Consider the following 24,635-nt stretch of genomic DNA (forward strand, 5'->3'; position numbering starts at 1 on the left):
AATTCTTCGAGAAAGGAGGAATAACCAATGCCAAAAGTAGCATTGTTTAACCAAAACGGTGAAAACGTTGGAGAAATCGAACTTCAAGATGCCGTTTTCGGTATCGAACCAAACAACAAAGTACTTTTCGACGCGATCGTAATGCAACGCGCATCTCAACGTCAAGGTACTTCTAAAGTTAAAAATCGTTCTGAAGTAAGAGGCGGTGGCCGTAAGCCATGGCGTCAAAAAGGTACTGGTCGTGCTCGTCAAGGATCTATCCGTTCTCCACAATGGCGTGGCGGTGGCGTAGTATTTGGTCCAGTTCCAAGAAGCTATAGCTACAAATTACCTAAAAAAGTTCGTCGTTTAGCAATTAAGTCTGCATTATCAACTAAAGTTCAAGATAACAGCATCGTTGTTCTTGAAGCTCTTTCTTTTGATGCTCCAAAAACAAAAGAAATGGTAGCAGTTCTTAAAAACCTAACAGTAGAACGCAAAGCATTAGTAGTAACTGCTGATCTTAACGAAAACGTTGCACTTTCAGCACGTAATATTCCTGGTGTAACAGTTGTTGCAGCTAATGGTTTAAGCGTATTAGACGTTATGAACCATGATAAGCTTGTAATCACTAAAGACGCAGTTGAAAAAGTAGAGGAGGTGCTTGCATAATGAAAGATCCTCGTGATATTATTAAGCGCCCCGTAATTACAGAACGTTCAACAGACTTAATGGCTGAGAAAAAATATACGTTTGATGTTGATGTAAGAGCTAATAAAACTGAGGTTAAAGATGCTATCGAAAAAATCTTTGACGTAAAAGTTGAAAAAGTAAACATCATGAACTACAAAGGTAAATTCAAGCGTGTAGGTCGCTACAGTGGTCTTACTAACCGTCGTCGTAAAGCGGTAGTAACACTAACTCAAGAGAGCAACGAAATCGAATTCTTCGAAGCTTAAGATTACTAGAGAAGGAGGGAAATTGAGATGGCGATTAAAAAGTATAAACCAACCTCAAATGGTCGTCGTGGCATGTCAGTTTCTGATTTCGCTGAAATTACTACTGACAAACCAGAAAAATCGTTACTTGCACCTGTCAAGAGAAAAGGTGGTCGTAACAACCAAGGTAAATTGACTGTTCGTCACCAAGGTGGTGGGCACAAGCGTCAATACCGTATCATCGATTTTAAACGCGATAAAGATGGAATACCTGGACGCGTTGCTACAATCGAATATGATCCAAACCGTTCAGCTAACATCGCATTAATTCATTATGCTGATGGTGAAAAACGTTACATCCTTGCTCCTAAAAACCTAAAAGTAGGTTTAGAAGTTATGTCAGGTCCTGAAGCTGACATTAAAGTAGGTAACGCGCTTCCTTTAGCTAACATTCCTGTTGGTACAGTAGTACACAACATCGAATTGAAACCTGGTAAAGGTGGACAATTAGTTCGTTCTGCAGGTACATCTGCTCAAGTACTTGGTAAAGAAGGTAAATACGTATTAGTACGTTTAACTTCTGGTGAAGTACGCATGATTCTTGCAACTTGTCGTGCAACTGTAGGTCAAGTTGGTAACGAACAACACGAGTTAATCAACATCGGTAAAGCCGGTCGTTCTCGTTGGTTAGGTATCCGTCCAACTGTACGTGGTTCTGTAATGAACCCTAACGATCACCCACACGGTGGTGGTGAAGGACGTGCTCCAATCGGACGTAAGTCTCCAATGAGTCCATGGGGTAAACCAACACTTGGTTACAAAACTCGTAAGAAGAAAAACAAATCCGATAAATTTATCGTTCGTCGTCGTAAAAAATAACGGGATTGAGCTACGGTTCAAACGAACCGTAGGACAATCACGAAGGGAGGTTCATTTATGGGTCGCAGCTTAAAGAAAGGACCTTTTGTAGATGACCATTTAATCAACAAAATTGAGAAGTTAAACGAAACTGACAGCAAGCAAGTAGTAAAAACTTGGTCTCGTCGTTCAACTATCTTCCCTCAGTTCATTGGTCATACAATTGCTGTATATGACGGTCGTAAACATGTACCAGTTTATGTTACTGAAGACATGGTAGGTCACAAACTTGGTGAATTCGCACCATCTCGTACTTACAAAGGTCACGCAAGTGATGATAAGAAAACAAGACGCTAATATGAGAGGAGGCTTTTAAATGCAAGCTAAAGCTGTCGCGAGAACAGTACGTATTGCTCCTCGTAAAGTTCGTTTAGTTGTAGATTTAATTCGAGGTAAGCAAGTGGGTGAAGCGCTAGCAGTGCTACTTCACACGCCAAAGGCTGCTTCTCCAGTCGTTGAGAAAGTATTAAAATCTGCTATTGCCAATGCAGAACACAATTATGAAATGGACGCTAACAATTTAGTTATTACTGACGCTTTTGTTAACGAAGGTCCAACTTTAAAACGTTTCCGTCCACGCGCTATGGGACGTGCAAGCCAAATTAACAAGCGCACAAGCCACATCACAATCGTGGTATCAGAAAAGAAGGAGGGATAATTCATGGGTCAAAAGGTAAATCCGGTCGGTCTTCGCGTCGGTGTCATCCGTGATTGGGAATCAAGATGGTTCGCTGGCAAAGACTACGCTGACTTATTACATGAAGACTTAAAAGTACGTGAATATATCGCTAAACGTTTAAACGATGCAGCTGTTTCTAAAGTTGAAATCGAACGCGCTGCTAACCGCTTAAACGTAACGATCCACACTGCAAAACCTGGTATGGTAATTGGTAAAGGTGGTACTGAAGTAGAATCACTTCGTAAAGCTCTTAACCAATTAACAGGCAAGCGTGTACACATTAACATCCTTGAAATTAAACGAGCAGATTTAGATGCTAAACTAGTAGCTGAAAACATCGCTCGCCAACTTGAGAACCGTGTATCATTCCGTCGTGCTCAAAAGCAAGCTATCCAACGTAGCATGCGTGCTGGCGCACAAGGTATCAAAACAATGGTATCTGGTCGTTTAGGCGGCGCTGATATTGCTCGTTCTGAATATTACAGTGAAGGTACAGTTCCACTTCATACACTTCGCGCTGATATTGACTATGCTCACGCTGAAGCAGATACTACTTATGGTAAACTTGGTGTGAAAGTATGGATCTATCGTGGAGAGGTTCTTCCTACTAAAAAGAAAACTGAGGAAGGAGGAAAATAATTATGTTATTACCAAAACGCGTTAAATATCGTCGCGAACACCGCGGAAAAATGCGTGGACGCGCTAAAGGTGGTACGGAAGTACATTTCGGTGAATTCGGTTTACAAGCTACTGAAGCTTCTTGGATTACAAACCGTCAAATCGAAGCTGCTCGTATCGCAATGACTCGTTACATGAAACGTGGCGGTAAAGTATGGATTAAAATTTTCCCTTCTAAACCTTATACTGCTAAGCCTCTAGAAGTCCGAATGGGTTCTGGTAAAGGTGCTCCTGAAGGTTGGGTAGCAGTTGTTAAACCTGGAAAAGTAATGTTTGAAATTTCAGGTGTATCTGAAGAGGTTGCACGTGAAGCTTTACGTTTAGCTGCACACAAGCTACCTGTAAAATGTAAGTTTGTAAAACGTGAAGAAATTGGTGGTGATTCTAATGAAAGCTAATGAAATTCGTGACCTTACCACTGCTGAAATTGAACAAAAAGTTAAGGCTTTAAAAGAAGAGTTGTTTAACCTTCGTTTCCAATTAGCGACTGGACAATTAGAGAATACTACTCGTATTCGCGAAGTGCGCAAATCGATCGCTCGTATGAAAACTGTAGTTCGTGAAAGAGAGATTGCTGCTAATAAATAATTAAGTCTGAGAGGAGGCTTTCAGAATGAGTGAACGCAACCAACGTAAAGTTTACACTGGCCGCGTAGTTTCTGACAAAATGGATAAGACTGTTACTGTTCTTGTTGAAACTTACAAAAAGCATTCGCTTTATGGCAAGCGTGTAAAATACTCAAAGAAATTCAAAGCTCACGATGAAAACAATACAGCTCAACTAGGCGATATCGTGAAGATCATGGAAACTCGTCCGTTATCAGCTACTAAACGTTTCCGTCTAGTAGAAGTTGTAGAAAAAGCTGTTATCATCTAATAGTTAAGATAGATCGGATAAGAATGATTCATCCGAAGGGAGGTTTCGTACATGATTCAACAAGAATCTCGTTTAAAAGTTGCAGACAACTCTGGTGCACGTGAGGTACTTACTATTAAAGTACTTGGTGGTTCAGGTCGCAAGACAGCAAACATTGGTGATGTTATCGTTTGTACGGTGAAACAAGCAACACCAGGAGGCGTTGTTAAAAAAGGTGACGTTGTTAAAGCTGTTGTTGTACGTACAAAAAGTGGTGTTCGCCGTACTGACGGTTCTTACATCCGTTTCGACGAAAATGCTTGCGTAATCATCCGTGACGACAAAGGACCACGTGGTACTCGTATCTTCGGACCAGTTGCTCGTGAATTACGTGATAACAACTTCATGAAGATCGTATCATTAGCTCCAGAAGTTATCTAATTGATATATAGAACAAATACAAAATGCCTTTTAAGGAGGTGCGAATAGGATGCATGTTAAAAAGGGCGACAAAGTAGTGGTTATCTCTGGTAAAGACAAAGGTAAGCAAGGTGAAGTACTTGCAGCTTTCCCAAAGAAAGACCGTGTACTTGTTGAAGGTGTGAACGTTGTGAAAAAACACTCTAAACCTTCTCAAGTAAATCCACAAGGTGGAATCGTTAGCCAAGAGGCACCTATCCACGTATCAAACGTAATGCCGTTGGATCCTAAATCTGGTGAGCCAACTCGTGTTGGGTACCAAGTTATCGATGGCAAAAAGGTACGTGTAGCAAAAAAATCTGGTGAAACTTTAGATAAATAATTAATGAAATGTGAAGGGAGGTTTAGTTCACATGAACCGTCTTAAAGAGAAATTTACAAAAGAGATTACTCCTGCTCTAGTTAGCAAGTTTAATTATGAATCTGTAATGCAAGTGCCAAAAATCGACAAGATCGTAATCAACATGGGTATCGGTGATGCTGTTTCTAACTCAAAAGCTTTAGATAACGCTGTTGAAGAACTAGCTGAAATCACTGGTCAAAAACCTGTTGTAACTCGTGCGAAAAAATCTATCGCTGGTTTCCGTCTTCGTGAAGGTATGCCAATCGGTGCGAAAGTTACTTTACGCGGCGAGCGTATGTACGAATTCTTCGATAAACTAGTATCAGTATCACTTCCACGTGTGCGTGATTTCCGTGGTGTATCTAAAAAAGCATTTGATGGTCGTGGAAACTACACGTTAGGTGTTAAAGAACAATTGATCTTCCCAGAGATCGATTATGATAAAGTAACTAAAGTTCGTGGTATGGATATCGTTATTGTTACAACAGCAAACACTGATGAAGAAGCTCGTGAGCTTTTAACTCAGTTCGGTATGCCATTCCAGAAGTAATAACTGCCAACGTTAAGCAGAGGAGGCGAAAATGTGGCTAAAAAATCAATGATTGCGAAGCAAAAACGCCAGCAAAAATTCCAAGTACAAGAGTATACACGTTGCGAACGTTGTGGACGTCCACACTCAGTACTACGTAAATTCAAGCTTTGCCGTATTTGTTTCCGTGAGCTTGCTTATAAAGGTCAAATTCCTGGTGTTAAAAAAGCTAGTTGGTAAAACCCAAGTTTGGGAAGGAGGTAAATTAATATGGTAATGACTGATCCTATTGCAGATTTACTAACTCGTATCCGCAATGCGAACATGGTTCGTCATGAGAAAATTGAAGTTCCTGCTTCTAACATTAAGAAGCAAATTGCAGAAATCCTTAAGCGTGAGGGTTTCGTACGTGATGTAGAATACATCGAAGACAACAAACAAGGTATTATCCGTATCTTCTTAAAATACGGTTCAAATAACGAACGTGTAATTACAGGCTTAAAACGTATCAGTAAACCTGGTCTACGTGTTTATGCAAAAAATAACGAAGTACCACGTGTACTTAACGGTTTAGGTATCGCAATCGTTTCTACTTCTCAAGGTGTTTTAACTGACAAAGAAGCTCGTCAAAAGCAAGCTGGTGGAGAAGTATTAGCGTACGTTTGGTAATAAGTTTTAAATGTGAATGGAGGTGTAACTATGTCACGTGTTGGTAAAAAGCCTTTAGAACTTCCAGCAGGTGTTACAGTTACGAACGAGAGCAACACTGTAACTGTAAAAGGACCAAAGGGTGAATTAACTCGTACATTCCACCCTGAAATCGAAATTAAAGTTGAAGACAACGTATTAGTTGTTAATCGTCCTAGTGACAATAAAGAGCACCGCGCTCTTCACGGAACTACTCGTAGCCTTTTAGGTAACATGGTTGAAGGTGTTACTAAAGGATTCGAACGTGGTTTAGAATTAGTCGGTGTAGGTTACCGTGCACAAAAATCTGGTAGCAAATTAGTATTGAGCGTTGGATACTCTCACCCAGTTGAGATTACTCCTGAAACAGGAATCGAAATCGAAGTTCCTTCTCAAACTAAGATCGTTATTAAAGGTATTGATAAAGAACGCGTAGGTGCATTAGCTGCAAATATTCGTGACGTTCGTCCACCAGAGCCTTACAAAGGTAAAGGTATTCGTTACGAAGGCGAATATGTACGTCGTAAAGAAGGTAAAACTGCTAAGAAGTAATGCCGGTTAGGTAAAAGAAAGGAGTGCCCGAAATGATCACGAAGCTTGATAAAAACAAAGTTCGTAAAAAAAGACATGCTCGTGTTCGTGCGAAGTTATCTGGAACTGCAACTCGTCCGCGTTTAAACGTGTTCCGTTCTAATCAACATATTTACGCACAAGTTATCGACGATTTAAATTCAGTAACAATCGCAAGTGCTTCAACGTTAGATAAAGACCTGACTTTAGAAAGCACTGGTAACACTGAAGCTGCTATCAAAGTTGGCGAATTAGTCGCTAAACGCGCAGTAGAAAAAGGTGTAAACGAAGTAGTATTCGACCGTGGCGGTTATTTATATCATGGCCGTGTTAAAGCATTAGCTGACGCTGCTCGTGAAGCTGGATTACAATTCTAATTGTAAAAGGAGGGAAAATCATGCGTCGTATTGATCCAAATAAATTAGAGCTTGAAGAACGTGTTGTTACCGTTAACCGCGTAGCTAAAGTTGTGAAAGGTGGACGTCGTTTCCGCTTCGCTGCATTAGTTGTAGTTGGTGACAAAAACGGTCACGTTGGATTCGGTACTGGTAAAGCACAAGAGGTACCAGATGCAATCCGTAAAGCAATTGAAGATGCGAAGAAAAACTTAATTACTGTACCTATGGTTGGTACAACTATTCCACACGAAATCCTTGGACAATTTGGTGCAGGTCAAATTTTCTTAAAACCTGCTTCTGAAGGTACAGGAGTTATCGCTGGTGGCCCAGTTCGTGCGGTACTAGAATTGGGTGGAGTAAGTGATATTCTATCTAAATCTTTAGGTTCAAACACTCCAATCAACATGGTACGTGCAACTCTTAACGGTTTAGCTAACCTAAAACGTGCTGAAGATGTTGCAAAACTACGTGGCAAGACTGTAGAAGAACTGTTAGGATAAGGGAGGGATATAGAATGGCAAACAAACTAGCAATTACCCTTACTCGTAGCGTAATTGGTCGTCCAGAAGATCAACGTGTAACTGTTCGTACACTTGGCCTACGTAAGTTAAATCAAACTGTCGTTCAAGACGATAATCCTGCAATTCGCGGAATGATTAACAAAGTAGCTCACCTTGTTACAGTAAAAGAGCAATAAGTATAAATTGTCACTCTTAAGGAGGTGCTCCGGAATGAAACTTCATGAATTGAAACCAGCTGAAGGTTCACGTAAAGTACGTAACCGTGTAGGTCGTGGTACTGGTTCAGGTAACGGAAAGACTTCAGGTAAAGGTCACAAAGGGCAAAACGCTCGCTCTGGCGGTGGCGTAAGACCTGGCTTCGAAGGTGGTCAAACTCCTTTATTCCGTCGTCTTCCAAAACGTGGGTTCACTAATATCAATCGCAAAGAATACGCGATCGTTAATTTAGAAGCTCTTAACCGTTTTGAAGATGGAACTGAAGTAACACCAGAATTATTAATCGAAACTGGTTTAGTAAGCAAAGCAAAAGCTGGCGTTAAAGTACTAGGAAACGGTACATTAAACTCTAAGCTAACTGTTAAAGCTGCTAAATTCTCTTCAACTGCTAAAGAAGCTATCGAAGCTGCTGGCGGTACAGTTGAGGTGATCTAATGTTTCAAACAATCTCCAATTTAATGCGCGTGCGTGAAATAAGACAAAAAATCTTTTTCACTTTGTTAATGTTAATTGTCTTCCGAATTGGTACATTTATTCCTGTACCAAGTGTTAATACGGATGTACTAAAATTGCAAGATGGGTTAAATGTATTCGGGGTTCTGAATACATTTGGCGGCGGCGCGTTAAAAAACTTCTCCATTCTTGCTATGGGCATTATGCCTTATATTACAGCATCCATCATCGTCCAATTATTGCAGATGGATGTTGTACCTAAGTTTACAGAATGGTCAAAGCAGGGAGATGTTGGGCGCCGTAAATTAGCTCAAGTAACTCGTTATGGAACAATTGTGCTTGGATTTATCCAGGCTTTAGGTATGTCTATAGGATTCAACAATATTTCGGGCGGACAATTGATCGCTAATCCAGGAATTTCTACGTATCTTCTAATTGCTACAGTGTTAACGGCAGGTACTGCCTTCTTAATGTGGTTAGGAGAGCAGATTACTGCAAAAGGCGTAGGTAACGGTATTTCCATCATTATCTTTGCTGGGATTGCAGCTGGTATTCCGACAACATTAAATCAAATTTATGCACAGCAATTTGAAGACGTTGGGGATCAATTATTCATTCGTATCGTAACGGTAGTTTTAATTGCGATTGCAGTTTTAGCTATTATTGTTGGGGTTATTTACTTCCAACAAGCGCTACGAAAAATTCCTATTCAATATGCAAAGGGTTCAGCTGGTCGTAATCCTGTTGGAGGTCAATCCACTCATTTACCGTTAAAAGTAAATGCTGCTGGGGTTATTCCTGTTATCTTTGCAGTTTCATTTATTATCACACCACCAACAATTGCATCATTTTTCGGTCCAAATGATGTAACGACGTGGATTCAGAATACATTTGACTATACTAAGCCAATTGGTATGATAGTGTATGTAGCGTTAATCATTGCTTTTTGTTACTTCTATACATTTGTTCAAGTTAACCCTGAACAAGTAGCAGAGAACTTGAAAAAGCAAGGTGGCTACATCCCAGGCATCCGTCCTGGTAAAAGCACACAAGCTTATTTAACGAAAGTGTTATATCGTCTGACATTAATCGGTTCGATATTCCTTGCGTTAATTGCTGTGTTGCCGGTTCTGTTCATCAAAATTGCAAACTTACCATCATCTGCTCAGATCGGCGGTACTAGTTTGTTAATTGTTGTCGGTGTAGCTCTTGAGACAATGAAACAGCTTGAGAGTCAATTAGTGAAACGCCATTATAAGGGATTTATTAAGTAAAGCTGTTTAGTGGGAAGCAAGCTGCTTTCCCATTAAACGGATAAGATACTGAGGGGGAAGCAAGAAATGAATTTAGTGTTAATGGGCCTTCCTGGTGCTGGGAAAGGTACTCAAGCAGAAAAAATCGTTGAGCATTACGATATCCCTCATATCTCAACAGGAGATATGTTCCGAGCTGCAATTAAAGAAGGAACGCAACTAGGTTTAAAAGCTAAATCATTTATGGACCAAGGTAACCTTGTTCCTGATGAAGTAACAATTGGAATTGTGCGCGAGCGTTTAAACAAACAAGATTGTGAAAACGGCTTTTTACTTGATGGCTTCCCAAGAACAGTAGCCCAAGCAGAAGCTCTTGAAACAATTACAAAAGAACTAAACAAGCAAATTGATTATGTGATTAATATTGATGTAGATCAAAGCATTTTAATGGAGCGTCTTACTGGACGCCGCATTTGTAAAGATTGCGGAGCTACTTACCACTTAGTATTCAATCCTCCTACGAAAGAAGGAGTTTGTGACAAATGTGGCGGAGAGCTTTACCAACGTGCAGATGACAATGCTGAGACGGTTTCAACTAGACTTTCAGTTAATGTTAAACAATCTCAACCTCTACTTGATTTCTATCAAGAAAAAGGTTATCTACGTAATATTAATGGTAATCAAGATATTAACATTGTGTTTGAGGATGTTCGTCAATTACTTGCTGGGGTTAAGCAATGATCATTTGCAAGACACCAGAGGAAATTGAGGTCATGCGTGAAGCTGGACGAATCGTGGCTTTAACTCATCAAGAGTTAAAAAAGCATATCGCTCCAGGTATTACGACTATAGAATTGGATGCAATTGCTGAAAATTTTATTCGTCAACATGATGCAATTCCGTCTTTTAAAGGGTATAATGGTTTTCGCGGCAGTGTATGTGCTTCTGTGAATGAAGAATTAGTTCATGGTATTCCGGGTGAACGCAAGCTTAATGAAGGAGATATCATCAGTTTAGACATCGGAGCTAAATTCGGTGGCTATCACGGTGATTCAGCTTGGACATATGGAGTAGGAAAGATTTCATTAGAAAATCAAGAGCTGCTTGATGTGACTGAGCAATCTCTCTACAAGGGATTAGCAGAAGCTAAGCCGGGTGAGCGTTTGTCGAATATTTCACATGCTATTCAACAGTACGCAGAATCACGTAACTTTTCGATTGTAAGAGAATATGTTGGCCATGGGGTCGGCAAAGACTTACATGAAGATCCGCAAGTACCTCATTATGGTCCACCGAATAAAGGACCGCGTCTACGTCCAGGCATGGTATTGGCAGTTGAGCCAATGGTGAATGCTGGTATGCGATATGTAAAAACATTACCTGATAACTGGACAGTTGTCACAGTAGATGGTAAAATGTGTGCGCACTTCGAACATACTATTGCAATTACTGAGACGGGATATGAAATTCTGACAGCATTGTAATGTTAAAGGATGTTATCTCTATCCATTCCTCGCTAGATGCACTGGACAGTAAACAGTAATTATCTAAATTCACGATGATCGTTTTTCGTCTGAATTGCTGTTAAAATGGTAAAGATGTATATTAGCGTCAATCATCTTGAATTTAATGATTACGATCTCCGGATGTTCAGAACAGGTTCTTTTTAAGTCGTTTAATGATAGCTTGTTACTGTTTCAAAGAAAGGAGAGCACTTTAATGGCAAAAGACGATGTAATTGAAGTTGAAGGTACAGTTGCTGAAACTTTACCTAACGCTATGTTCAAGGTAGAATTAGAAAATGGTCATACAGTACTTGCTCACGTATCAGGAAAAATTCGCATGCATTTCATTCGAATCTTACCTGGTGATAAAGTAACTGTAGAATTGTCACCATACGATTTAACTCGCGGTAGAATTACGTACCGTTTCAAATAAAACCTATGCACTCCGTACTATCAAGGAGGTATGAAACATGAAAGTCAGACCATCAGTTAAACCAATCTGCGAAAAATGTAAAGTTATCCGTAGAAAAGGTAAAGTAATGGTAATTTGTGAAAACCCTAAGCATAAACAAAAACAAGGTTAATCAATAAGGAGGTGCACTATTCATATGGCACGTATTGCTGGTGTTGATATTCCTCGTGACAAGCGTGTAGTAATTTCATTAACATACATTTTCGGTATTGGTCGTCCAACTGCTGAAAAAGTTCTAGCTGAAGCTGGAGTTTCTGAAGATACTCGCGTTCGTGACTTAACAGAAGAAGAATTAGGTAAAATTCGTGATATTTTAGATAGCTATAAAGTAGAAGGCGATCTTCGTCGTGAAGTTTCTTTAAACATCAAACGTTTAATTGAGATTGGTTCATACCGTGGTATCCGCCACCGTCGTAGTTTACCAGTTCGTGGTCAAAACAGTAAAAACAATGCTCGTACACGTAAAGGCCCACGCCGTACTGTAGCGAACAAGAAGAAATAATTAGTAAGGGAGGTCATTAACAGATGGCACGTAAAACTAATACACGTAAACGTCGCGTGAAAAAGAATATTGAAGCTGGTGTAGCTCATATTCGCTCAACGTTTAACAACACTATTGTAACAATTACAGATGTTCACGGTAATGCGATTGCTTGGTCTAGTGCAGGCGCACTTGGCTTCAGAGGTTCTCGTAAATCTACTCCATTTGCTGCGCAAATGGCTGCTGAAACTGCTGCTAAAGTTTCTATGGATAACGGAATGAAAACTCTTGAAGTTACAGTTAAAGGCCCTGGTGCTGGTCGTGAAGCAGCTATCCGTGCTCTTCAAGCTGCAGGTTTAGAAGTAACAGCTATTAAAGATGTTACTCCTGTACCTCACAACGGATGCCGCCCACCAAAACGTCGTCGTGTATAATTAATATGTATAGATTCTATTTCGTTGTCTATAATGATGATGGTGTAGAATTTATTCATGCAACGAAATGTTTTCCATTTGTTGTGCACATTCGGGAACTGTCTAATAGGGAATTTCGGTTAGGCATTTGAGAAATCAGCCGTCTAGCCGAGGTTTCGACGTTTTGAAGGAGGGTTTATATTGATAGAGATTGAAAAGCCAAAAATCGAAACGGTAGAAATCAGCGATGATAGAAAGTACGGTAAATTCGTCGTCGAACCACTTGAGCGTGGATATGGTACTACTTTGGGTAACTCCTTACGTCGTATCCTATTATCCTCACTCCCTGGTGCAGCTGTAACATCTATTCAAATTGAAGGTGTATTACATGAATTTTCAACAGTTCCTGGAGTTGTTGAAGATGTAACAAACATCATTTTAAACGTTAAAAAGTTAGCGTTAAAGATTTACTCTGATGAAGAGAAAACACTTGAGATCGATGTTAAAGGTCCTGGTACAGTAACGGCTGCTGACATTCAAGCAGACAGCGATATCGAAGTTCTAAATCCGGATCTTCATATTGCAACACTTGAGTCAGATGCTCATTTCCGTATGAGACTTACTGCTCGCACAGGTCGAGGTTATAATCCTGCCGATGCTAACAAGCGTGAAGACCAACCAATTGGTGTACTTCCAATTGATTCAATCTATACGCCTGTTACTCGCGTATCGTATTATGTAGAGAATACTCGTGTTGGTCAAATGACAAATTACGATAAGTTAACGTTGGATGTTTGGACTGACGGTAGCATCGAGCCAGAAAAAGCTGTTGCTTTAGGTGCAAAGATTCTAACTGAACACTTAAATATCTTCGTTAACTTAACAGATGAAGCTCAAAAAGCAGAGATCATGGTAGAAAAAGAAGAAGACCAGAAAGAAAAAGTTCTAGAGATGACGATCGAGGAACTGGATTTATCTGTTCGTTCTTACAACTGCTTAAAACGAGCAGGCATCAATACTGTACAAGAGCTTGCTAATAAAACAGAAGAAGATATGATGAAAGTTCGTAACTTAGGCCGTAAATCTTTAGAAGAAGTTAAAGCTAAACTTGAAGAATTAGGTTTGGGTCTACGTAAGGACGACTGATTATATCTACCTGTTTAACTACTTAACAAAGGAGGGGACCTCACATGTCTTACCGTAAATTAGGTCGTACAAGCGCACAACGCAAGGCGCTTCTTCGTGATTTAACAACTGATTTAATCATCAGTGAACGCATTGAGACAACTGAAGCTCGTGCAAAAGAATTACGTTCAACTGTTGAAAAAATGATTACTTTAGGTAAACGTGGAGATCTACACGCTCGTCGTCAAGCTGCATCTTACATCCGTAATGAAGTAGCTAACGAAGAAGCTGGTCAAAGCGCTTTACAAAAACTATTCAGCGATATTGCTACTCGCTACGAAGATCGCCAAGGCGGTTACACTCGTATCTTAAAAGTTGGACCTCGCCGTGGTGACGGTGCTCCAATGGTTATCATTGAATTAGTTTAATATTTTTAATACAGATAGAAAAGGGCGAGACAGTGTGTAACTAGTCGTTGCCCTTTTTTTATACCTAAAACCGGGTAAATAGCGTAAAAAATCAATGTAGGCAATGCTGCAATAGAAAAAGCTGAGAGGAAGATAGCGTTGAAAGAAATGTCTTTAGAGGTAAAAGATTTATGCTTTCGATACGATCCTGAAGCAGACCTAACATTAGATCACCTTTCTCTCTCTGCTTATAAAGGTGAATGGTTAGCGATAGCTGGACATAATGGATCTGGTAAGTCGACGCTGGCACGAATTCTAAACGGCCTTTTGCTACCTGAAAAAGGAACGGTTCGAGTGGGCGATACTCTTTTATCTGAAGAAACAATATGGGATGTGCGTAAGCAGATTGGAATGGTGTTTCAAAATCCAGATAATCAATTTGTTGGCTCAACCGTTCAAGACGATATTGCGTTTGGGCTTGAAAACAACGGGATTCCATTTGAGATTATGGAAAAACGTATACCTGAAGCAATCGAAATGGTCAATATGAGTGCTTTTCTGGATCAAGAGCCTCATCAGCTATCAGGTGGACAAAAACAGCGTGTGGCCATTGCGGGTATAATCGCCGTACAGCCATCTGTCATCATTCTAGATGAAGCAACATCTATGTTAGATCCTATTGGGCGAACTGAAGTACTTGAAACTGTTAGAAAATTAAAAGAAGAAAAACAACTGACGGTTATTTCAATTACTCACGATTTAGATGAAGTAGCAATGGCTGATAGAGTCGTTGTGATGAACAAAGGGAAGATCTATGCAACAGGTACTCCACGCGAAGTATTTGCATTAGGTTCCAAGTTAACGGATATTGGACTAGACTTGCCGTTTTCCGTTAAACTAAGCCATCGTTTTGCTTCCGTAGGAATTCCTTTATCAAAAATTCATTTAACAGATGAGGACTTGGTGGACGAACTATGGACATTATATTCAAAGAAGTAGAGCATCGTTATCAAGTTAATACACCATTTGAACGAATTGCTCTACATGACTTAAATTTAAACATTCAATCAGGTACATTTTTGGCTGTTATTGGCCATACTGGTTCTGGGAAATCAACAATCATACAGCATCTGAATGCCTTATTGAAGCCAACTGCTGGTGAAATTCAAATCGGTGAGCGTACCATTAAAGCCAATCGAAAAGAAAAGAATTTAAAAGCTATTCGTCAGCAAGTAGGCGTGGTGTTTCAATTTCCAGAACATCAGCTTTTTGAAGAAACGGTGGAAAAAGATATAGCTTTTGGACCAATGAATTATGGCGTTTCGGAAGAAGAAGCAAAGCAAAAAGCAAGAGAGCTTATCAAGTTAGTAGGGTTGCCAGAAGACATTCTCACCAGATCTCCTTTTGATTTGAGTGGTGGACAAATGCGGCGTGTAGCGATAGCAGGTATTCTAGCGATGAATCCTAGTGTGCTAATTTTAGATGAACCAACTGCTGGATTGGACCCTAGAGGGCGTCAAGAAATTATGAATATGATTTATCATCTTCATAAAGAAAAAGGCTTGACGACGATTCTCGTGACTCATAGCATGGAAGATGCAGCTATGTACGCGGATGAGCTAATTGTGATGAATAAGGGAACGATTGCGATGAAAGGGTCACCTAGAGAAGTATTTGGTCAGCATACGCAGCTAAAAGAATATGGATTGGATGTTCCAGAATCACTTCGCTTTATGCTGAAGCTGCAAGAGAAATTTCAGCTTGAAGCATCGGATACGGTTATTACCTTTTCTGAAGTGGTAGAGAAAGTGCAGCACCTTATGCAGCAAGGTGAACGATTATGATGAACTCAATCATTATTGGTAAGTATGTGCCGGGTCATTCTGTTGTCCATCGAATGGATCCCCGAGCCAAGCTGCTTCTTGTATTTGCGTATGTATTAATTGTGTTTTTAGCAAATAACCCTATCGGCTATGCTTTTTTAGGTGTGTATACCCTTATGATAGTGACCATGAGTAAAGTGCCCGTTTCGTTTATTTTAAGAGGGTTAAAGCCCGTTATGTTTATTATTATCATCACGTTTCTTTTGCACATTTTTATGACAAAGGAAGGTCCTCTTTTGTTTGAATGGGGATGGTTTTCTGTCTATAAAGGCGGCCTTATTCAAGGTGTTTTGATTTCCTTGCGCTTCTTGTTCTTAATTTTAATTACGACGATGCTAACTTTAACGACTACGCCTATTGAAGTAACAGATGGAATGGAAAGCTTGCTGAATCCATTTAAAAAGCTCAAGCTTCCTGTACACGAATTAGCTTTAATGATGTCCATTTCTCTTCGCTTTATTCCTACATTGATGGAAGAGACAGATAAAATTATTAAAGCGCAGACAGCACGAGGAGTGGACTTTAGCAGCGGCCCCATTACGGATCGTTTGAAAGCTGTCGTTCCTTTGCTTGTTCCTCTATTTATAGGTTCATTTAAGCGCGCTGAAGAGCTGGCTATTGCCATGGAGGCAAGGGGTTATAAAGGCGGAGAAGGGCGTACAAAGTATCGTCAATTGAAATGGGGAAGCATAGATACAATTATGCTTTTACTTCTGCTGGCAGTAGCAGTTGTTTTAGTGCTGATTAGAACGTAAAGATTGTTTGGTGAAAAGATGAAACGTTTAAAATGTATAGTTGCATACGATGGCACACACTTTTCAGGTTATCAAGTTCAGCCCAATAAGCGAACTGTTCAACTGGAGATTGAAGCTGTTTTAGAGAAAATGCATAACAAAAAAGTGCCGATTTACGCCTCTGGACGAACGGACACAAATGTTCATGCACAGGGGCAAGTCATTCATTTTGATACAAACCTAAATATTCCATGTGATAAGTGGAAAAAAGCATTGAATTCAATGCTACCAGATGATATTGTAATGAAGAATGTATGTGAAGTTGATGCACATTTTCACGCCCGGTATGACGTTACTTCAAAAGAGTATCGCTATCATATTTTGCGCGGCGAAGATCGAAATCCTTTCACTCGTTCTTATGCATACCATTACCCTTATCCATTAGACTACTCAAAAATGAAAAAAGCCATCACATATTTACTCGGTACACACGACTTCACAAGCTTTTGTTCAGCGAGGACAGAAGTGGAAGATAAGATTCGTACGATTTACAAGATTGATATGTATGAAGAGAATAGTCAGCTTGTGTTTAGATTCGTTGGAAGTGGCTTTCTGTATAATATGGTTCGTATTCTTGTTGGAACGCTTTTAGAAGTAGGACAAGGCCGTATTGAACCAGATGCTATAAAAGATATTCTAGAAAGCAAATCACGTCCTCGTGCAGGGAAAACTGCGCCTTCGCAAGGGCTATATTTATGGCGCGTTTTCTATGACAACTAAACCTGGTGTAACATTTTCTTGACATTAGTAGCTTAAAGATATAATATATCATATGGTATGTATTTTAACCCCACGGTTAGCCCCGGAAATTAATCGTGTTGAAATAGAAGGTTGAAATAATTTTATAATTGATGATGAAAATTAGGAGGGAAACTCATGCGTACAACTTTCATGGCGAAAGCAAACGAAGTAGAGCGTAAATGGTATGTTGTCGATGCTGAAGGTAAAACTTTAGGTCGTTTAGCAAGTGAAGTAGCATCAATCTTACGCGGTAAACATAAACCAACTTTTACACCACATGTTGATACTGGTGATCACGTGATCCTTATCAATGCGTCAAAAATCGAACTAACAGGTAAAAAATTAACTGATAAAATTTATTACCGTCACAGCATGCACCCAGGTGGTTTGAAACAACGTACAGCATTAGAAATGCGTACTAACTACTCTGAGAAAATGCTTGAATTAGGAATCAAAGGCATGCTTCCAAAAGGTAGCCTAGGCCGTCAAATGTTCAAAAAATTACATGTGTATGCTGGTGAAACACATCCACATGAAGCACAAAAACCAGAAGTTTACGAACTTCGCGGATAATTAATAAGAGGAGGTTATTATCTTGGCACAGGTACAATATTACGGAACTGGTCGTCGTAAAAGCTCTGTTGCTCGTGTACGTTTAGTACCAGGTAACGGTCGCGTAACAATCAACGGTCGTGAAATCGAAGAATACATTCCATTTGCTGCACTACGTGAAGTAGTAAAACAACCACTTGCTTTAACTGAAACTGTAGGTAACTATGACGTATTTGTAAACGTTAATGGTGGAGGTTATGCAGGTCAAGCTGGCGCTATTCGTCACGGAATCTCTCGTGCTTTATTAGAAGCAGACCCTGAATACCGTGGAACATTAAAACGTGCTGGTCTATTAACTCGTGACGCTCGTGCGAAAGAACGTAAAAAATACGGTCTTAAAGGCGCTCGTCGTGCACCACAATTCTCAAAACGTTAATTTTATATTACGTTTCAAGCCTTGGTCTTTGGACCAAGGCTTTTTTTATTTGTTGTTTGCGTATGAGACGAAGGCTTGTGCAGACAATATGTAAAAAAGGGAGGCGTTATGGTGAACGAGGTTACATATTTAAAAGAAAAACGTTATGAAAAAGAAATGAAATACGAACGCAAAGTCCTAAGAGAACTGTCGTTTGATTTGCTTCAAGAGAGGCTGCGCCGTTATTTTCATCCCATGTTTCAGTGGAATATGCTAGGAGACGAACATGTGGAGGAGTACTGTCTTGATATTGCCATTGAATCATTTTTATTAGGTGCCCGGGTGAGTAAACGTGGTAAAGGCTACGAAGACTTTCAGAAGCACAGTAAGCAAGAAGAGTCTCTTTTAATTGATACATTGTACGGAGCCGTCAGCATGTCTGTAACAGATCTTTATCAAGACGGTCTGTATTATTTGTGTCAAGGATATGTGCAAGACTGGTGGAAAGAAGGTTATCGTACCGCAGAAAAAAGACGTCGGTTACGTTTGCATTAAAAAGTACTCATAATTCCCGTTCTTGTCCCATATAGAAATAAATAGGTGAGGCAAGAAGGGAAGGGATAAAATGTCTAAAGTAAAAATAATGAGCACAATTATAGCGCTTCTCGTTCTTTTTGTCATTGTACAATATCAGATAGATCATAAAACATCATCCGGTTCGCTTTCACTCCCTCTTAGCGGGAAAGTTATTGTACTAGATCCTGGACATGGCGGTGTTGATGGAGGAGCCGTAGGAGAGGATGAAGTGCTTGAAAAAGAAATAACTCTTAAAATTTCGTTGATGCTTCGGGACTATCTGCAAGAGCAAGGGGCACTTGTTATTATGACGAGAGAAAAAGACGAAGACCTAGCGGCCAAAGACACAAGAGGATACAGTCGCAGAAAAGTAGAGGACTTAAAAAATCGCTTAACGATGATTAATAAATCCAATGCTGATTTGTACTTAAGTATTCACTTGAATGCTATTCCATCCTCTGCATGGAGAGGGGCTCAAACTTTCTATTACGGGTCTCTAAAAGAAAACGAGCAAGTAGCTAAACTCATTCAACAAGAGCTAAGAAATAATCTGGATAATACGAGTCGTGAAGCAAAAGCTATTCAAACTCTTTACCTTCTTAAGCATTCTAAGCCACCAGGTGCTTTGGTTGAAGTAGGATTCTTATCAAATCCTACAGAACGTAAAATGCTTCAATCGAAACGCTATCAAAAAAAGTTAGCTGAATCCATTTATGAAGGAGTCAGCCGGTATTTTACTGGAGAAAAGCCTAAATAAAAAGCATAGCATCCTTCTATTCAGAAAAATCTAATATGTATGATATACTTGATAGTATAAATAAATAGATTTTAACATGGTGGTGGGAGTATGCTAACGGAAAAGCAAGTAAAAGAAGTAGTAGGGGAAATTACAGATCCATTTTTAAATAAAAAACTATCAGAAACAGATGCGATTAAAGAAATAACGATTAAATCTGAAAAACAGCATATAAGCCTGAAGATTGCTGTTGCAAAAACAGGTACCAGTGAACAGTTGAGCCTTCAAGGCACAATTGTAGAAGAATTAAAAAAAGCAGGTGTACAGTCGGTTGGACTGCGATTTGTTGAATTTACGCCTGAAGAACTTCAGCAGTACCGCGCTGAGCAACCGAATACTGGCAACTTACTAACTAGTCCGAATGCACCTGAATTTCTTGCTATTGCCAGCGGTAAAGGAGGGGTTGGTAAATCAACAGTCTCTGTTAACTTGGCCGTTTCTCTAGCTCGTTTAGGAAAGAAAGTTGGTTTAATTGATGCTGACATTTATGGATTCAGCGTTCCAGATATGATGGGAATCACACAGCGTCCTGTAGTAGAAGGTGAAAAGATTATTCCAGTTGACCGTTTCGGAGTAAAAGTTATTTCCATGGGCTTCTTTGTAGAAGACAATTCACCTGTTATCTGGCGAGGACCTATGCTTGGAAAAATGTTGACGAGCTTTTTTACAGAAGTTGAATGGGGAGAATTAGATTATCTTTTACTAGACTTACCTCCCGGAACAGGTGATGTCGCATTAGACGTTCACTCCATGCTTCCTGCTTGTAAAGAAGTGATTATTACAACACCACATCCTACAGCGGCATTTGTTGCAGCTAGAGCGGGTGCTATGGCTTTGAAAACCGATCATGAGGTAATCGGAGTTGTAGAAAATATGGCCTACTTTGAAAGCCAGCTAACAGGGGAAAAAGAGTATGTATTTGGTAAAGGCGGAGGTCCAAAACTCGCTGAGGAACTTCAGACAGAGCTGTTAGGACAGCTTCCGTTAAGTCAGCCTGACTGGAATGAAGAAGATTTTGCACCTTCCATTTACGATGAATCGCATCGTTTAGGTAAAATATACGGAGAGATTGCAAGCAAGATTGCATTTATTTGCGAAAATGAAAAAGCAGCAACAGGAAAATAACAAAAAGCACGCGCTGTTCGAGCGCGTGCTTTTTGTTATTATACAGAGAGTTCAATCTGCGCCTTTTTTAAATCAAATGCTAGGTTTTGTTTTAAGAGAGCTAAAAATGTTTTTCCGGCTGTACTTACGGTATGAGACTGGTGCTTTAAAATGCCGATTGCAGGCCCCTCATGCAAGTCATGAATCGTTTTAACCACCACTTGATCTGGCGGAAGAGTTGCGCTTATTTGTGGAACAACGGCTATTCCTAAGTTTTCTTTTACAAAATGCTGAAGTGTGCTAATAGTGCCTAACTGGACTTTAGCAGGCAGTTGGCCTGTTCGTTCAAAGATTAGCTGCTCAATTTTCTTTTGAACGGAAGATTGCCCAGCTGTAATCAGCGTTTCGTTTATTAAATCTTTTGCAAAGATTGTTTTTCTTTTTGTTAGAGCATGATTGAATGGTAGTAGCAGCACAAGTTTTTCCGTTAGTAATGCCTCAAACTCTATATCTCTGAACGATTCTGAGACAGTGCCAATCGCGAAATCAATTTCTTGATTGCGTATATGTTGATGAAGATGCTTTTCGTCTGCAACGAGTAAGCTAATTTCTGTGTTGGGATATCTTTTTTTAAATAATGAGAGAATGGAAGGCAGTCGACTGCTTGCTGTAGGCTCTGCAGCACCTATACGGATAGTGCCAGCTTCGCCTGTTGAATAATCCTTTAAGGTGTTATTTAGATATTCATATTCCTTTAGTAAAATATTTGCCCGCTCGTAAAAGATTTTACCTGCTTCAGTAAGTTTTATGCTTTTTCCTCGTTCTAAAAGCTTAAATCCTAGTTCGGATTCCAACTTTTGAATGTGCAGTGTAATGGTAGGCTGAGAGTACTTTAAATATTCAGCGGCTAATTGAAAGCTTCCTAAACGAACAATGGTTTGAAACGTTTTAATAACGCGAAATTCCATCGAATTCCCTCCTTTTGCTATAAAACGATTGTGTTAATTTCTAATATTTTACCATAAAGCTAAGAATTAAAGTTTACAATTCCAATAAAAATACTAAGTATTAAAAAATATAAAGAAGTCATTTAGGTTTTTTAATAAAAATAAATGACATAATTAAATACGCACCTCATATGAGATGCGTATTTAATCACTGCTGTTGCTGTTCTCCGCCTGAATCAGATCCAGAGGAAGAAGAACCACCGTCGTCGCTGCTCTGTTTTTGTCCACCTTGTGTTTCTTCAGCGGCTTTCAAAAGAATGTCTTGAATTTTAGATTGATAAAGAGGGCTATCAAACGTTTCGGTCATAATCTTTTGTAAATAAGTGCGATATTCTTTACTCTTTAAAACAGTCAGTACTTCTTTTTCCATAGCCGGATCCTTTAAAACATCTTGAAGCATTCCTTGATATTCAGGATCTTTCATCAGTTGTTTGATGACCGTTTTATTTTCTTTTTCCAAACTTTTAGCAAAGCTTTCAGCAAACTTCGGATCATCCATGGCTTTTTTCCAAAATTCCACGCCTTTATCTGAGACTAGGGTTTGAGAAATTGTATCTTTTATCGCGTTTTGATCCATTAAAATATCTTGTCTAACAGAAGGGTCTTTCATAATTGCCTCGACTGCTTTTTTTCCTTCATCTGTTTTTAAAATATCAACAACCATTTTCTTTGTTTGATCATAATCCATACCATTGTTCTCTTCATCTTGCGGTGCACAGGCTGTAGCTAAAAGCATACACATTCCTATATAAATGAGGAGCATGAGTCGCTTTTTCATAGTAATGAGCTCCTTTCCTAATATGCTTACGCTTAATATGAGATAATCAAGGTTTTTTATTCATAAAAGAGCTCTAGATTTTTCAAAACGTGATTGGTACAATTTATGAAAAGGTACAATTTTGTAACTTATGGGGGAGATGGAAGTGAATAGTCGAAATTGGGTTCGTCTATTTCTAACCACGTTAGCTGTCGGGGGTATAAGTACAGCTTTTGTTGGGTTTGCGGTGCGCTGGGGGGAATACGGTCACTTATTTCAACAAGGAAAGATAGGAGAAATTGTTGCTGTTTTAACATGGCTCGTAGGCGTAGGGTTTATTTTTAGTTTAATTAGCCAAATGGGTTTTTTTGCATATTTAACTATTCACCGATTTGGGTTGGGGATTTTTAAATCTGCATCACTTTGGAAATCGGTTCAAATTGTATTTGTTTTATTTGTATTATTTGACGTTGCTTATTTTCGATATAAGTTCTCTCAACAACCGGGAGAAGGCATAGGCAAGTATATTTTGTTAAGCGTTTTCTTATTAGCGGTAGGGTTGTTAGTGGCGTATGCAAAGAAAAAGCAGACGAATAAAGAGGCTTTTGTACCAGCGCTGTTTTTTATGATTGTTGTAACGACAATTGAATGGTTCCCTGCGCTGCGAACGAACGAAGAAAGCTGGCTTTACCTTATGTTGTTTCCACTTCTAATTTGTAATATGTATCAACTTCTTATTTTGCCGAAACTTCTTACGCACGCAAGAATAGCAAAAGCAGACAAATAGCATATTTGTCTGCTTTTGCTTTCCGTATACAGTGGGAATAGATCTTAGCGGATATCTTTTACTTGGGTTTTTGAATTTGAAATTAATGTTGAAACACTTACGTTTGAGACTTTTTTATTTTGTAATGAATTCTTGATATATGGAATAGCCTTTGCTGTTTGTTGAGCGGAGTCAGACGCGTGCAGCAAGATAATATCTCCACCATCTAAGGGTTTTGTGACATTCGATACAATCTTTTCAACTCCTGGATTTGTCCAGTCTTTAGAGTCGATGCTCCAGTGCACGGTTGTATATCCTATATCCGCTGTTAATTTTAAGATGTCTTTATTAAATTGCCCGTTAGGAGGCCGAAGAAGGTGAACATCTTTAAGTCCTAGAGAATCAAAGACTTTCTTTGATTTTGCAAGATCTTGTCTGATTTCATTAGGTTTTAGGCTTGTATAGGAAGTATAGTCATAGCCCATTGTTCCAATTTCGTGGCCTTCTTTTTTTATGCGCTCTACAACATCTGGATGACGTTCAGCCCATGAAGCAGATAAAAAGAAAGTAGCATGTTCAATATGCTGTTCTTTCAGTTCATTTAGAATAGGAATAGCTCTTTCGTCTCCCCAGCTGATGTTAAATGTAAGAGCGACTTCGGGATTTTTATCATCCGCCTTATAAACAGCTCGTGGACCATTATCTGTTGAAAACACAGGAAAGTGAAACGTCTGTTGAGCATAAAGAAAAAAGCTTGTAAAAAAAGCAGCAACTACGATAAGCATTGTTTGTTTGATTCTTTTGGCTCGAATAGTATAAAACATATTCATTTTGTCACCTCATTTAATAAGTAGCACTTGTCTAATTTGTATGCGTTTTGTCTACAATTAATAACAGGTAAGGAAAAGAACGACTGATTTTATTTTGATGCTTGAGAATCAATGTCGCAAAAAGCAGGTGAATCAATGAAAATTTGTTTATTTAATCAAGTGGAGTGTTTAGAGTTAGAAGCACTACTCAGAGAAGAAATGAAAAGAACAAACGTTGCTTTTCAACAAAGTTTGAATCATGTAGTTCTTGAACGAAACATTCAAGAAAAGTATCAAATCCTTTCAAAGATCTTGCTAAGGTTCAGTGAAAAAGGGAAGTAAATAAGGTTTTTTGATAAAACGAAAAAAACTTTTCAAAAAGTGTTGACTTTATATATTACAGATGTTAAATTATTAAATGTCGCTGATGAGTGATTGGAAAACAATCGCAATTCATCAGAAATAAAATATTAAAAAGTTGTTGACAAATGAAAGGCAACTTGTTAATATTAAAAAGTCGCTCAAGAGCGGCGG

At 39.2% G+C, this 24,635-nt stretch carries 42 protein-coding genes; 39 read left to right on the forward strand and 3 right to left on the reverse strand.

Features of this window, described 5'->3' with window-relative positions:
• Positions 1 to 27: 27 nt before the first annotated feature.
• The 37 genes from rplD (at position 28) to AC2YJL_RS25705 (ending at position 20,783) form a co-directional block, all read left to right on the forward strand.
• Positions 28 to 651 (forward strand): 50S ribosomal protein L4, encoded by a 624-nt coding sequence (gene rplD, locus AC2YJL_RS25525; RefSeq protein ID WP_013054928.1) that lies wholly within the window; start codon positions 28 to 30, stop codon positions 649 to 651.
• Positions 651 to 938 carry a 50S ribosomal protein L23 gene (rplW, locus tag AC2YJL_RS25530; protein ID WP_013054929.1) on the forward strand — a complete coding sequence of 96 codons (288 nt, stop codon included), beginning with the start codon at positions 651 to 653 and terminating at the stop codon, positions 936 to 938. The genes rplD and rplW overlap by 1 nt, the downstream gene beginning before the upstream one ends.
• Positions 939 to 965: 27 nt before the next feature.
• Positions 966 to 1,796: a 50S ribosomal protein L2 gene (rplB, locus tag AC2YJL_RS25535; RefSeq protein ID WP_013054930.1), complete on the forward strand. Its 831-nt coding sequence runs from the start codon at positions 966 to 968 to the stop codon at positions 1,794 to 1,796.
• A gap of 57 nt (positions 1,797 to 1,853) precedes the next feature.
• A complete protein-coding gene (gene rpsS, locus AC2YJL_RS25540; RefSeq protein ID WP_013054931.1) occupies positions 1,854 to 2,132 on the forward strand; it encodes a 30S ribosomal protein S19 in 279 nt (92 codons plus the stop codon).
• A 19-nt stretch (positions 2,133 to 2,151) separates the two neighbouring features.
• Positions 2,152 to 2,493: a 50S ribosomal protein L22 gene (gene rplV, locus AC2YJL_RS25545; RefSeq protein ID WP_013054932.1), complete on the forward strand. Its 342-nt coding sequence runs from the start codon at positions 2,152 to 2,154 to the stop codon at positions 2,491 to 2,493.
• Positions 2,494 to 2,496: 3 nt separating this feature from the next.
• Entirely contained in the window at positions 2,497 to 3,153 is a 657-nt protein-coding gene (gene rpsC / locus AC2YJL_RS25550) for a 30S ribosomal protein S3 (protein ID WP_013054933.1), read from the forward strand.
• Positions 3,154 to 3,155: 2 nt separating this feature from the next.
• Positions 3,156 to 3,590, forward strand: coding sequence for a 50S ribosomal protein L16 (rplP, locus tag AC2YJL_RS25555; protein ID WP_013054934.1), 435 nt, complete (start codon positions 3,156 to 3,158; stop codon positions 3,588 to 3,590).
• On the forward strand, positions 3,580 to 3,780 hold the full coding sequence (gene rpmC / locus AC2YJL_RS25560) for a 50S ribosomal protein L29 (RefSeq protein ID WP_013054935.1): 201 nt from the start codon (positions 3,580 to 3,582) through the stop codon (positions 3,778 to 3,780). The genes rplP and rpmC overlap by 11 nt, the downstream gene beginning before the upstream one ends.
• 25 nt (positions 3,781 to 3,805) lie before the next feature.
• Positions 3,806 to 4,069, forward strand: a complete 264-nt coding sequence (rpsQ, locus tag AC2YJL_RS25565; RefSeq protein ID WP_013054936.1) for a 30S ribosomal protein S17 — start codon at positions 3,806 to 3,808, stop codon at positions 4,067 to 4,069.
• 51 nt (positions 4,070 to 4,120) lie between these two features.
• Positions 4,121 to 4,489, forward strand: coding sequence for a 50S ribosomal protein L14 (gene rplN, locus AC2YJL_RS25570; protein WP_013054937.1), 369 nt, complete (start codon positions 4,121 to 4,123; stop codon positions 4,487 to 4,489).
• Between the two features lie 49 nt (positions 4,490 to 4,538).
• Positions 4,539 to 4,850, forward strand: a complete 312-nt coding sequence (rplX, locus tag AC2YJL_RS25575; RefSeq protein ID WP_013054938.1) for a 50S ribosomal protein L24 — start codon at positions 4,539 to 4,541, stop codon at positions 4,848 to 4,850.
• A 31-nt stretch (positions 4,851 to 4,881) separates the two neighbouring features.
• Positions 4,882 to 5,421, forward strand: coding sequence for a 50S ribosomal protein L5 (rplE, locus tag AC2YJL_RS25580; RefSeq protein WP_013054939.1), 540 nt, complete (start codon positions 4,882 to 4,884; stop codon positions 5,419 to 5,421).
• 33 nt (positions 5,422 to 5,454) lie between these two features.
• On the forward strand, positions 5,455 to 5,640 hold the full coding sequence (locus AC2YJL_RS25585) for a type Z 30S ribosomal protein S14 (RefSeq protein WP_013054940.1): 186 nt from the start codon (positions 5,455 to 5,457) through the stop codon (positions 5,638 to 5,640).
• Positions 5,641 to 5,670: 30 nt separating this feature from the next.
• Complete coding sequence (gene rpsH, locus AC2YJL_RS25590; RefSeq protein ID WP_028410368.1) at positions 5,671 to 6,069, forward strand: 30S ribosomal protein S8; 399 nt, start codon at positions 5,671 to 5,673, stop codon at positions 6,067 to 6,069.
• A gap of 30 nt (positions 6,070 to 6,099) precedes the next feature.
• On the forward strand, positions 6,100 to 6,639 hold the full coding sequence (gene rplF, locus AC2YJL_RS25595) for a 50S ribosomal protein L6 (protein ID WP_013054942.1): 540 nt from the start codon (positions 6,100 to 6,102) through the stop codon (positions 6,637 to 6,639).
• A gap of 32 nt (positions 6,640 to 6,671) precedes the next feature.
• Positions 6,672 to 7,034: a 50S ribosomal protein L18 gene (gene rplR / locus AC2YJL_RS25600; RefSeq protein WP_013054943.1), complete on the forward strand. Its 363-nt coding sequence runs from the start codon at positions 6,672 to 6,674 to the stop codon at positions 7,032 to 7,034.
• A 20-nt stretch (positions 7,035 to 7,054) separates the two neighbouring features.
• Positions 7,055 to 7,555: a 30S ribosomal protein S5 gene (rpsE, locus tag AC2YJL_RS25605; protein ID WP_013054944.1), complete on the forward strand. Its 501-nt coding sequence runs from the start codon at positions 7,055 to 7,057 to the stop codon at positions 7,553 to 7,555.
• Positions 7,556 to 7,569: 14 nt separating this feature from the next.
• Positions 7,570 to 7,752: a 50S ribosomal protein L30 gene (gene rpmD, locus AC2YJL_RS25610; protein WP_013054945.1), complete on the forward strand. Its 183-nt coding sequence runs from the start codon at positions 7,570 to 7,572 to the stop codon at positions 7,750 to 7,752.
• Between the two features lie 34 nt (positions 7,753 to 7,786).
• Complete coding sequence (rplO, locus tag AC2YJL_RS25615; protein ID WP_013054946.1) at positions 7,787 to 8,227, forward strand: 50S ribosomal protein L15; 441 nt, start codon at positions 7,787 to 7,789, stop codon at positions 8,225 to 8,227.
• Complete coding sequence (secY, locus tag AC2YJL_RS25620) at positions 8,227 to 9,519, forward strand: preprotein translocase subunit SecY (RefSeq protein ID WP_013054947.1); 1,293 nt, start codon at positions 8,227 to 8,229, stop codon at positions 9,517 to 9,519. Before rplO ends, secY begins: the two co-directional genes overlap by 1 nt.
• Before the next feature lie 66 nt (positions 9,520 to 9,585).
• Positions 9,586 to 10,239, forward strand: a complete 654-nt coding sequence (locus AC2YJL_RS25625) for an adenylate kinase (RefSeq protein ID WP_230931639.1) — start codon at positions 9,586 to 9,588, stop codon at positions 10,237 to 10,239.
• Positions 10,236 to 10,982: a type I methionyl aminopeptidase gene (map, locus tag AC2YJL_RS25630; RefSeq protein WP_014462024.1), complete on the forward strand. Its 747-nt coding sequence runs from the start codon at positions 10,236 to 10,238 to the stop codon at positions 10,980 to 10,982. The genes AC2YJL_RS25625 and map overlap by 4 nt, the downstream gene beginning before the upstream one ends.
• 235 nt (positions 10,983 to 11,217) lie before the next feature.
• Positions 11,218 to 11,436, forward strand: a complete 219-nt coding sequence (gene infA, locus AC2YJL_RS25635; protein WP_010285101.1) for a translation initiation factor IF-1 — start codon at positions 11,218 to 11,220, stop codon at positions 11,434 to 11,436.
• A gap of 37 nt (positions 11,437 to 11,473) precedes the next feature.
• A complete protein-coding gene (rpmJ, locus tag AC2YJL_RS25640; protein ID WP_003156543.1) occupies positions 11,474 to 11,587 on the forward strand; it encodes a 50S ribosomal protein L36 in 114 nt (37 codons plus the stop codon).
• A gap of 24 nt (positions 11,588 to 11,611) precedes the next feature.
• Complete coding sequence (gene rpsM / locus AC2YJL_RS25645; protein ID WP_013054950.1) at positions 11,612 to 11,977, forward strand: 30S ribosomal protein S13; 366 nt, start codon at positions 11,612 to 11,614, stop codon at positions 11,975 to 11,977.
• Between the two features lie 23 nt (positions 11,978 to 12,000).
• On the forward strand, positions 12,001 to 12,390 hold the full coding sequence (gene rpsK / locus AC2YJL_RS25650) for a 30S ribosomal protein S11 (protein ID WP_013054951.1): 390 nt from the start codon (positions 12,001 to 12,003) through the stop codon (positions 12,388 to 12,390).
• Positions 12,391 to 12,570: 180 nt separating this feature from the next.
• Entirely contained in the window at positions 12,571 to 13,515 is a 945-nt protein-coding gene (locus tag AC2YJL_RS25655; protein ID WP_013054952.1) for a DNA-directed RNA polymerase subunit alpha, read from the forward strand.
• A 44-nt stretch (positions 13,516 to 13,559) separates the two neighbouring features.
• Positions 13,560 to 13,922, forward strand: coding sequence for a 50S ribosomal protein L17 (rplQ, locus tag AC2YJL_RS25660; RefSeq protein ID WP_013054953.1), 363 nt, complete (start codon positions 13,560 to 13,562; stop codon positions 13,920 to 13,922).
• 138 nt (positions 13,923 to 14,060) lie between these two features.
• On the forward strand, positions 14,061 to 14,900 hold the full coding sequence (locus tag AC2YJL_RS25665; protein ID WP_013054954.1) for an energy-coupling factor ABC transporter ATP-binding protein: 840 nt from the start codon (positions 14,061 to 14,063) through the stop codon (positions 14,898 to 14,900).
• Positions 14,876 to 15,745: an energy-coupling factor ABC transporter ATP-binding protein gene (locus AC2YJL_RS25670; protein WP_098332917.1), complete on the forward strand. Its 870-nt coding sequence runs from the start codon at positions 14,876 to 14,878 to the stop codon at positions 15,743 to 15,745. The genes AC2YJL_RS25665 and AC2YJL_RS25670 overlap by 25 nt, the downstream gene beginning before the upstream one ends.
• Positions 15,742 to 16,539, forward strand: coding sequence for an energy-coupling factor transporter transmembrane component T family protein (locus AC2YJL_RS25675; RefSeq protein WP_230931640.1), 798 nt, complete (start codon positions 15,742 to 15,744; stop codon positions 16,537 to 16,539). The genes AC2YJL_RS25670 and AC2YJL_RS25675 overlap by 4 nt, the downstream gene beginning before the upstream one ends.
• An 18-nt stretch (positions 16,540 to 16,557) precedes the next feature.
• On the forward strand, positions 16,558 to 17,298 hold the full coding sequence (truA, locus tag AC2YJL_RS25680; protein WP_013054957.1) for a tRNA pseudouridine(38-40) synthase TruA: 741 nt from the start codon (positions 16,558 to 16,560) through the stop codon (positions 17,296 to 17,298).
• Between the two features lie 156 nt (positions 17,299 to 17,454).
• Positions 17,455 to 17,892, forward strand: coding sequence for a 50S ribosomal protein L13 (rplM, locus tag AC2YJL_RS25685; RefSeq protein WP_013054958.1), 438 nt, complete (start codon positions 17,455 to 17,457; stop codon positions 17,890 to 17,892).
• Between the two features lie 22 nt (positions 17,893 to 17,914).
• On the forward strand, positions 17,915 to 18,307 hold the full coding sequence (gene rpsI, locus AC2YJL_RS25690) for a 30S ribosomal protein S9 (RefSeq protein WP_013054959.1): 393 nt from the start codon (positions 17,915 to 17,917) through the stop codon (positions 18,305 to 18,307).
• A 108-nt stretch (positions 18,308 to 18,415) separates the two neighbouring features.
• A complete protein-coding gene (locus tag AC2YJL_RS25695) occupies positions 18,416 to 18,841 on the forward strand; it encodes a DUF2521 family protein (protein ID WP_013081382.1) in 426 nt (141 codons plus the stop codon).
• A gap of 70 nt (positions 18,842 to 18,911) precedes the next feature.
• Complete coding sequence (cwlD, locus tag AC2YJL_RS25700) at positions 18,912 to 19,619, forward strand: N-acetylmuramoyl-L-alanine amidase CwlD (protein ID WP_028410396.1); 708 nt, start codon at positions 18,912 to 18,914, stop codon at positions 19,617 to 19,619.
• 90 nt (positions 19,620 to 19,709) lie between these two features.
• Positions 19,710 to 20,783 carry a P-loop NTPase gene (locus AC2YJL_RS25705; protein WP_251569141.1) on the forward strand — a complete coding sequence of 358 codons (1,074 nt, stop codon included), beginning with the start codon at positions 19,710 to 19,712 and terminating at the stop codon, positions 20,781 to 20,783.
• A gap of 38 nt (positions 20,784 to 20,821) precedes the next feature.
• Here the strand turns inward: AC2YJL_RS25705 and AC2YJL_RS25710 are convergent, their stop codons facing one another.
• Together AC2YJL_RS25710 and gerD are read right to left on the reverse strand one after the other, a co-directional pair.
• Entirely contained in the window at positions 20,822 to 21,730 is a 909-nt protein-coding gene (locus AC2YJL_RS25710) for a LysR family transcriptional regulator (RefSeq protein WP_074684375.1), read from the reverse strand.
• Between the two features lie 187 nt (positions 21,731 to 21,917).
• The gene (gerD, locus tag AC2YJL_RS25715; protein ID WP_013054964.1) at positions 21,918 to 22,547 is read right to left on the reverse strand and encodes a spore germination lipoprotein GerD; all 630 of its coding nucleotides are present in this window, start codon (positions 22,545 to 22,547) and stop codon (positions 21,918 to 21,920) included.
• Positions 22,548 to 22,692: 145 nt separating this feature from the next.
• Between gerD and AC2YJL_RS25720 the strand changes: the two genes are divergently transcribed.
• Complete coding sequence (locus AC2YJL_RS25720; RefSeq protein ID WP_251569140.1) at positions 22,693 to 23,313, forward strand: KinB-signaling pathway activation protein; 621 nt, start codon at positions 22,693 to 22,695, stop codon at positions 23,311 to 23,313.
• A 44-nt stretch (positions 23,314 to 23,357) separates the two neighbouring features.
• Here the strand turns inward: AC2YJL_RS25720 and pdaB are convergent, their stop codons facing one another.
• Positions 23,358 to 24,122, reverse strand: a complete 765-nt coding sequence (pdaB, locus tag AC2YJL_RS25725; protein WP_028410393.1) for a polysaccharide deacetylase family sporulation protein PdaB — start codon at positions 24,120 to 24,122, stop codon at positions 23,358 to 23,360.
• 135 nt (positions 24,123 to 24,257) lie between these two features.
• Between pdaB and AC2YJL_RS25730 the strand changes: the two genes are divergently transcribed.
• A complete protein-coding gene (locus AC2YJL_RS25730) occupies positions 24,258 to 24,443 on the forward strand; it encodes a hypothetical protein (protein WP_251569139.1) in 186 nt (61 codons plus the stop codon).
• Positions 24,444 to 24,635: the final 192 nt, after the last annotated feature.

Source organism: Priestia sp. SRI_019 (assembly GCF_057586255.1).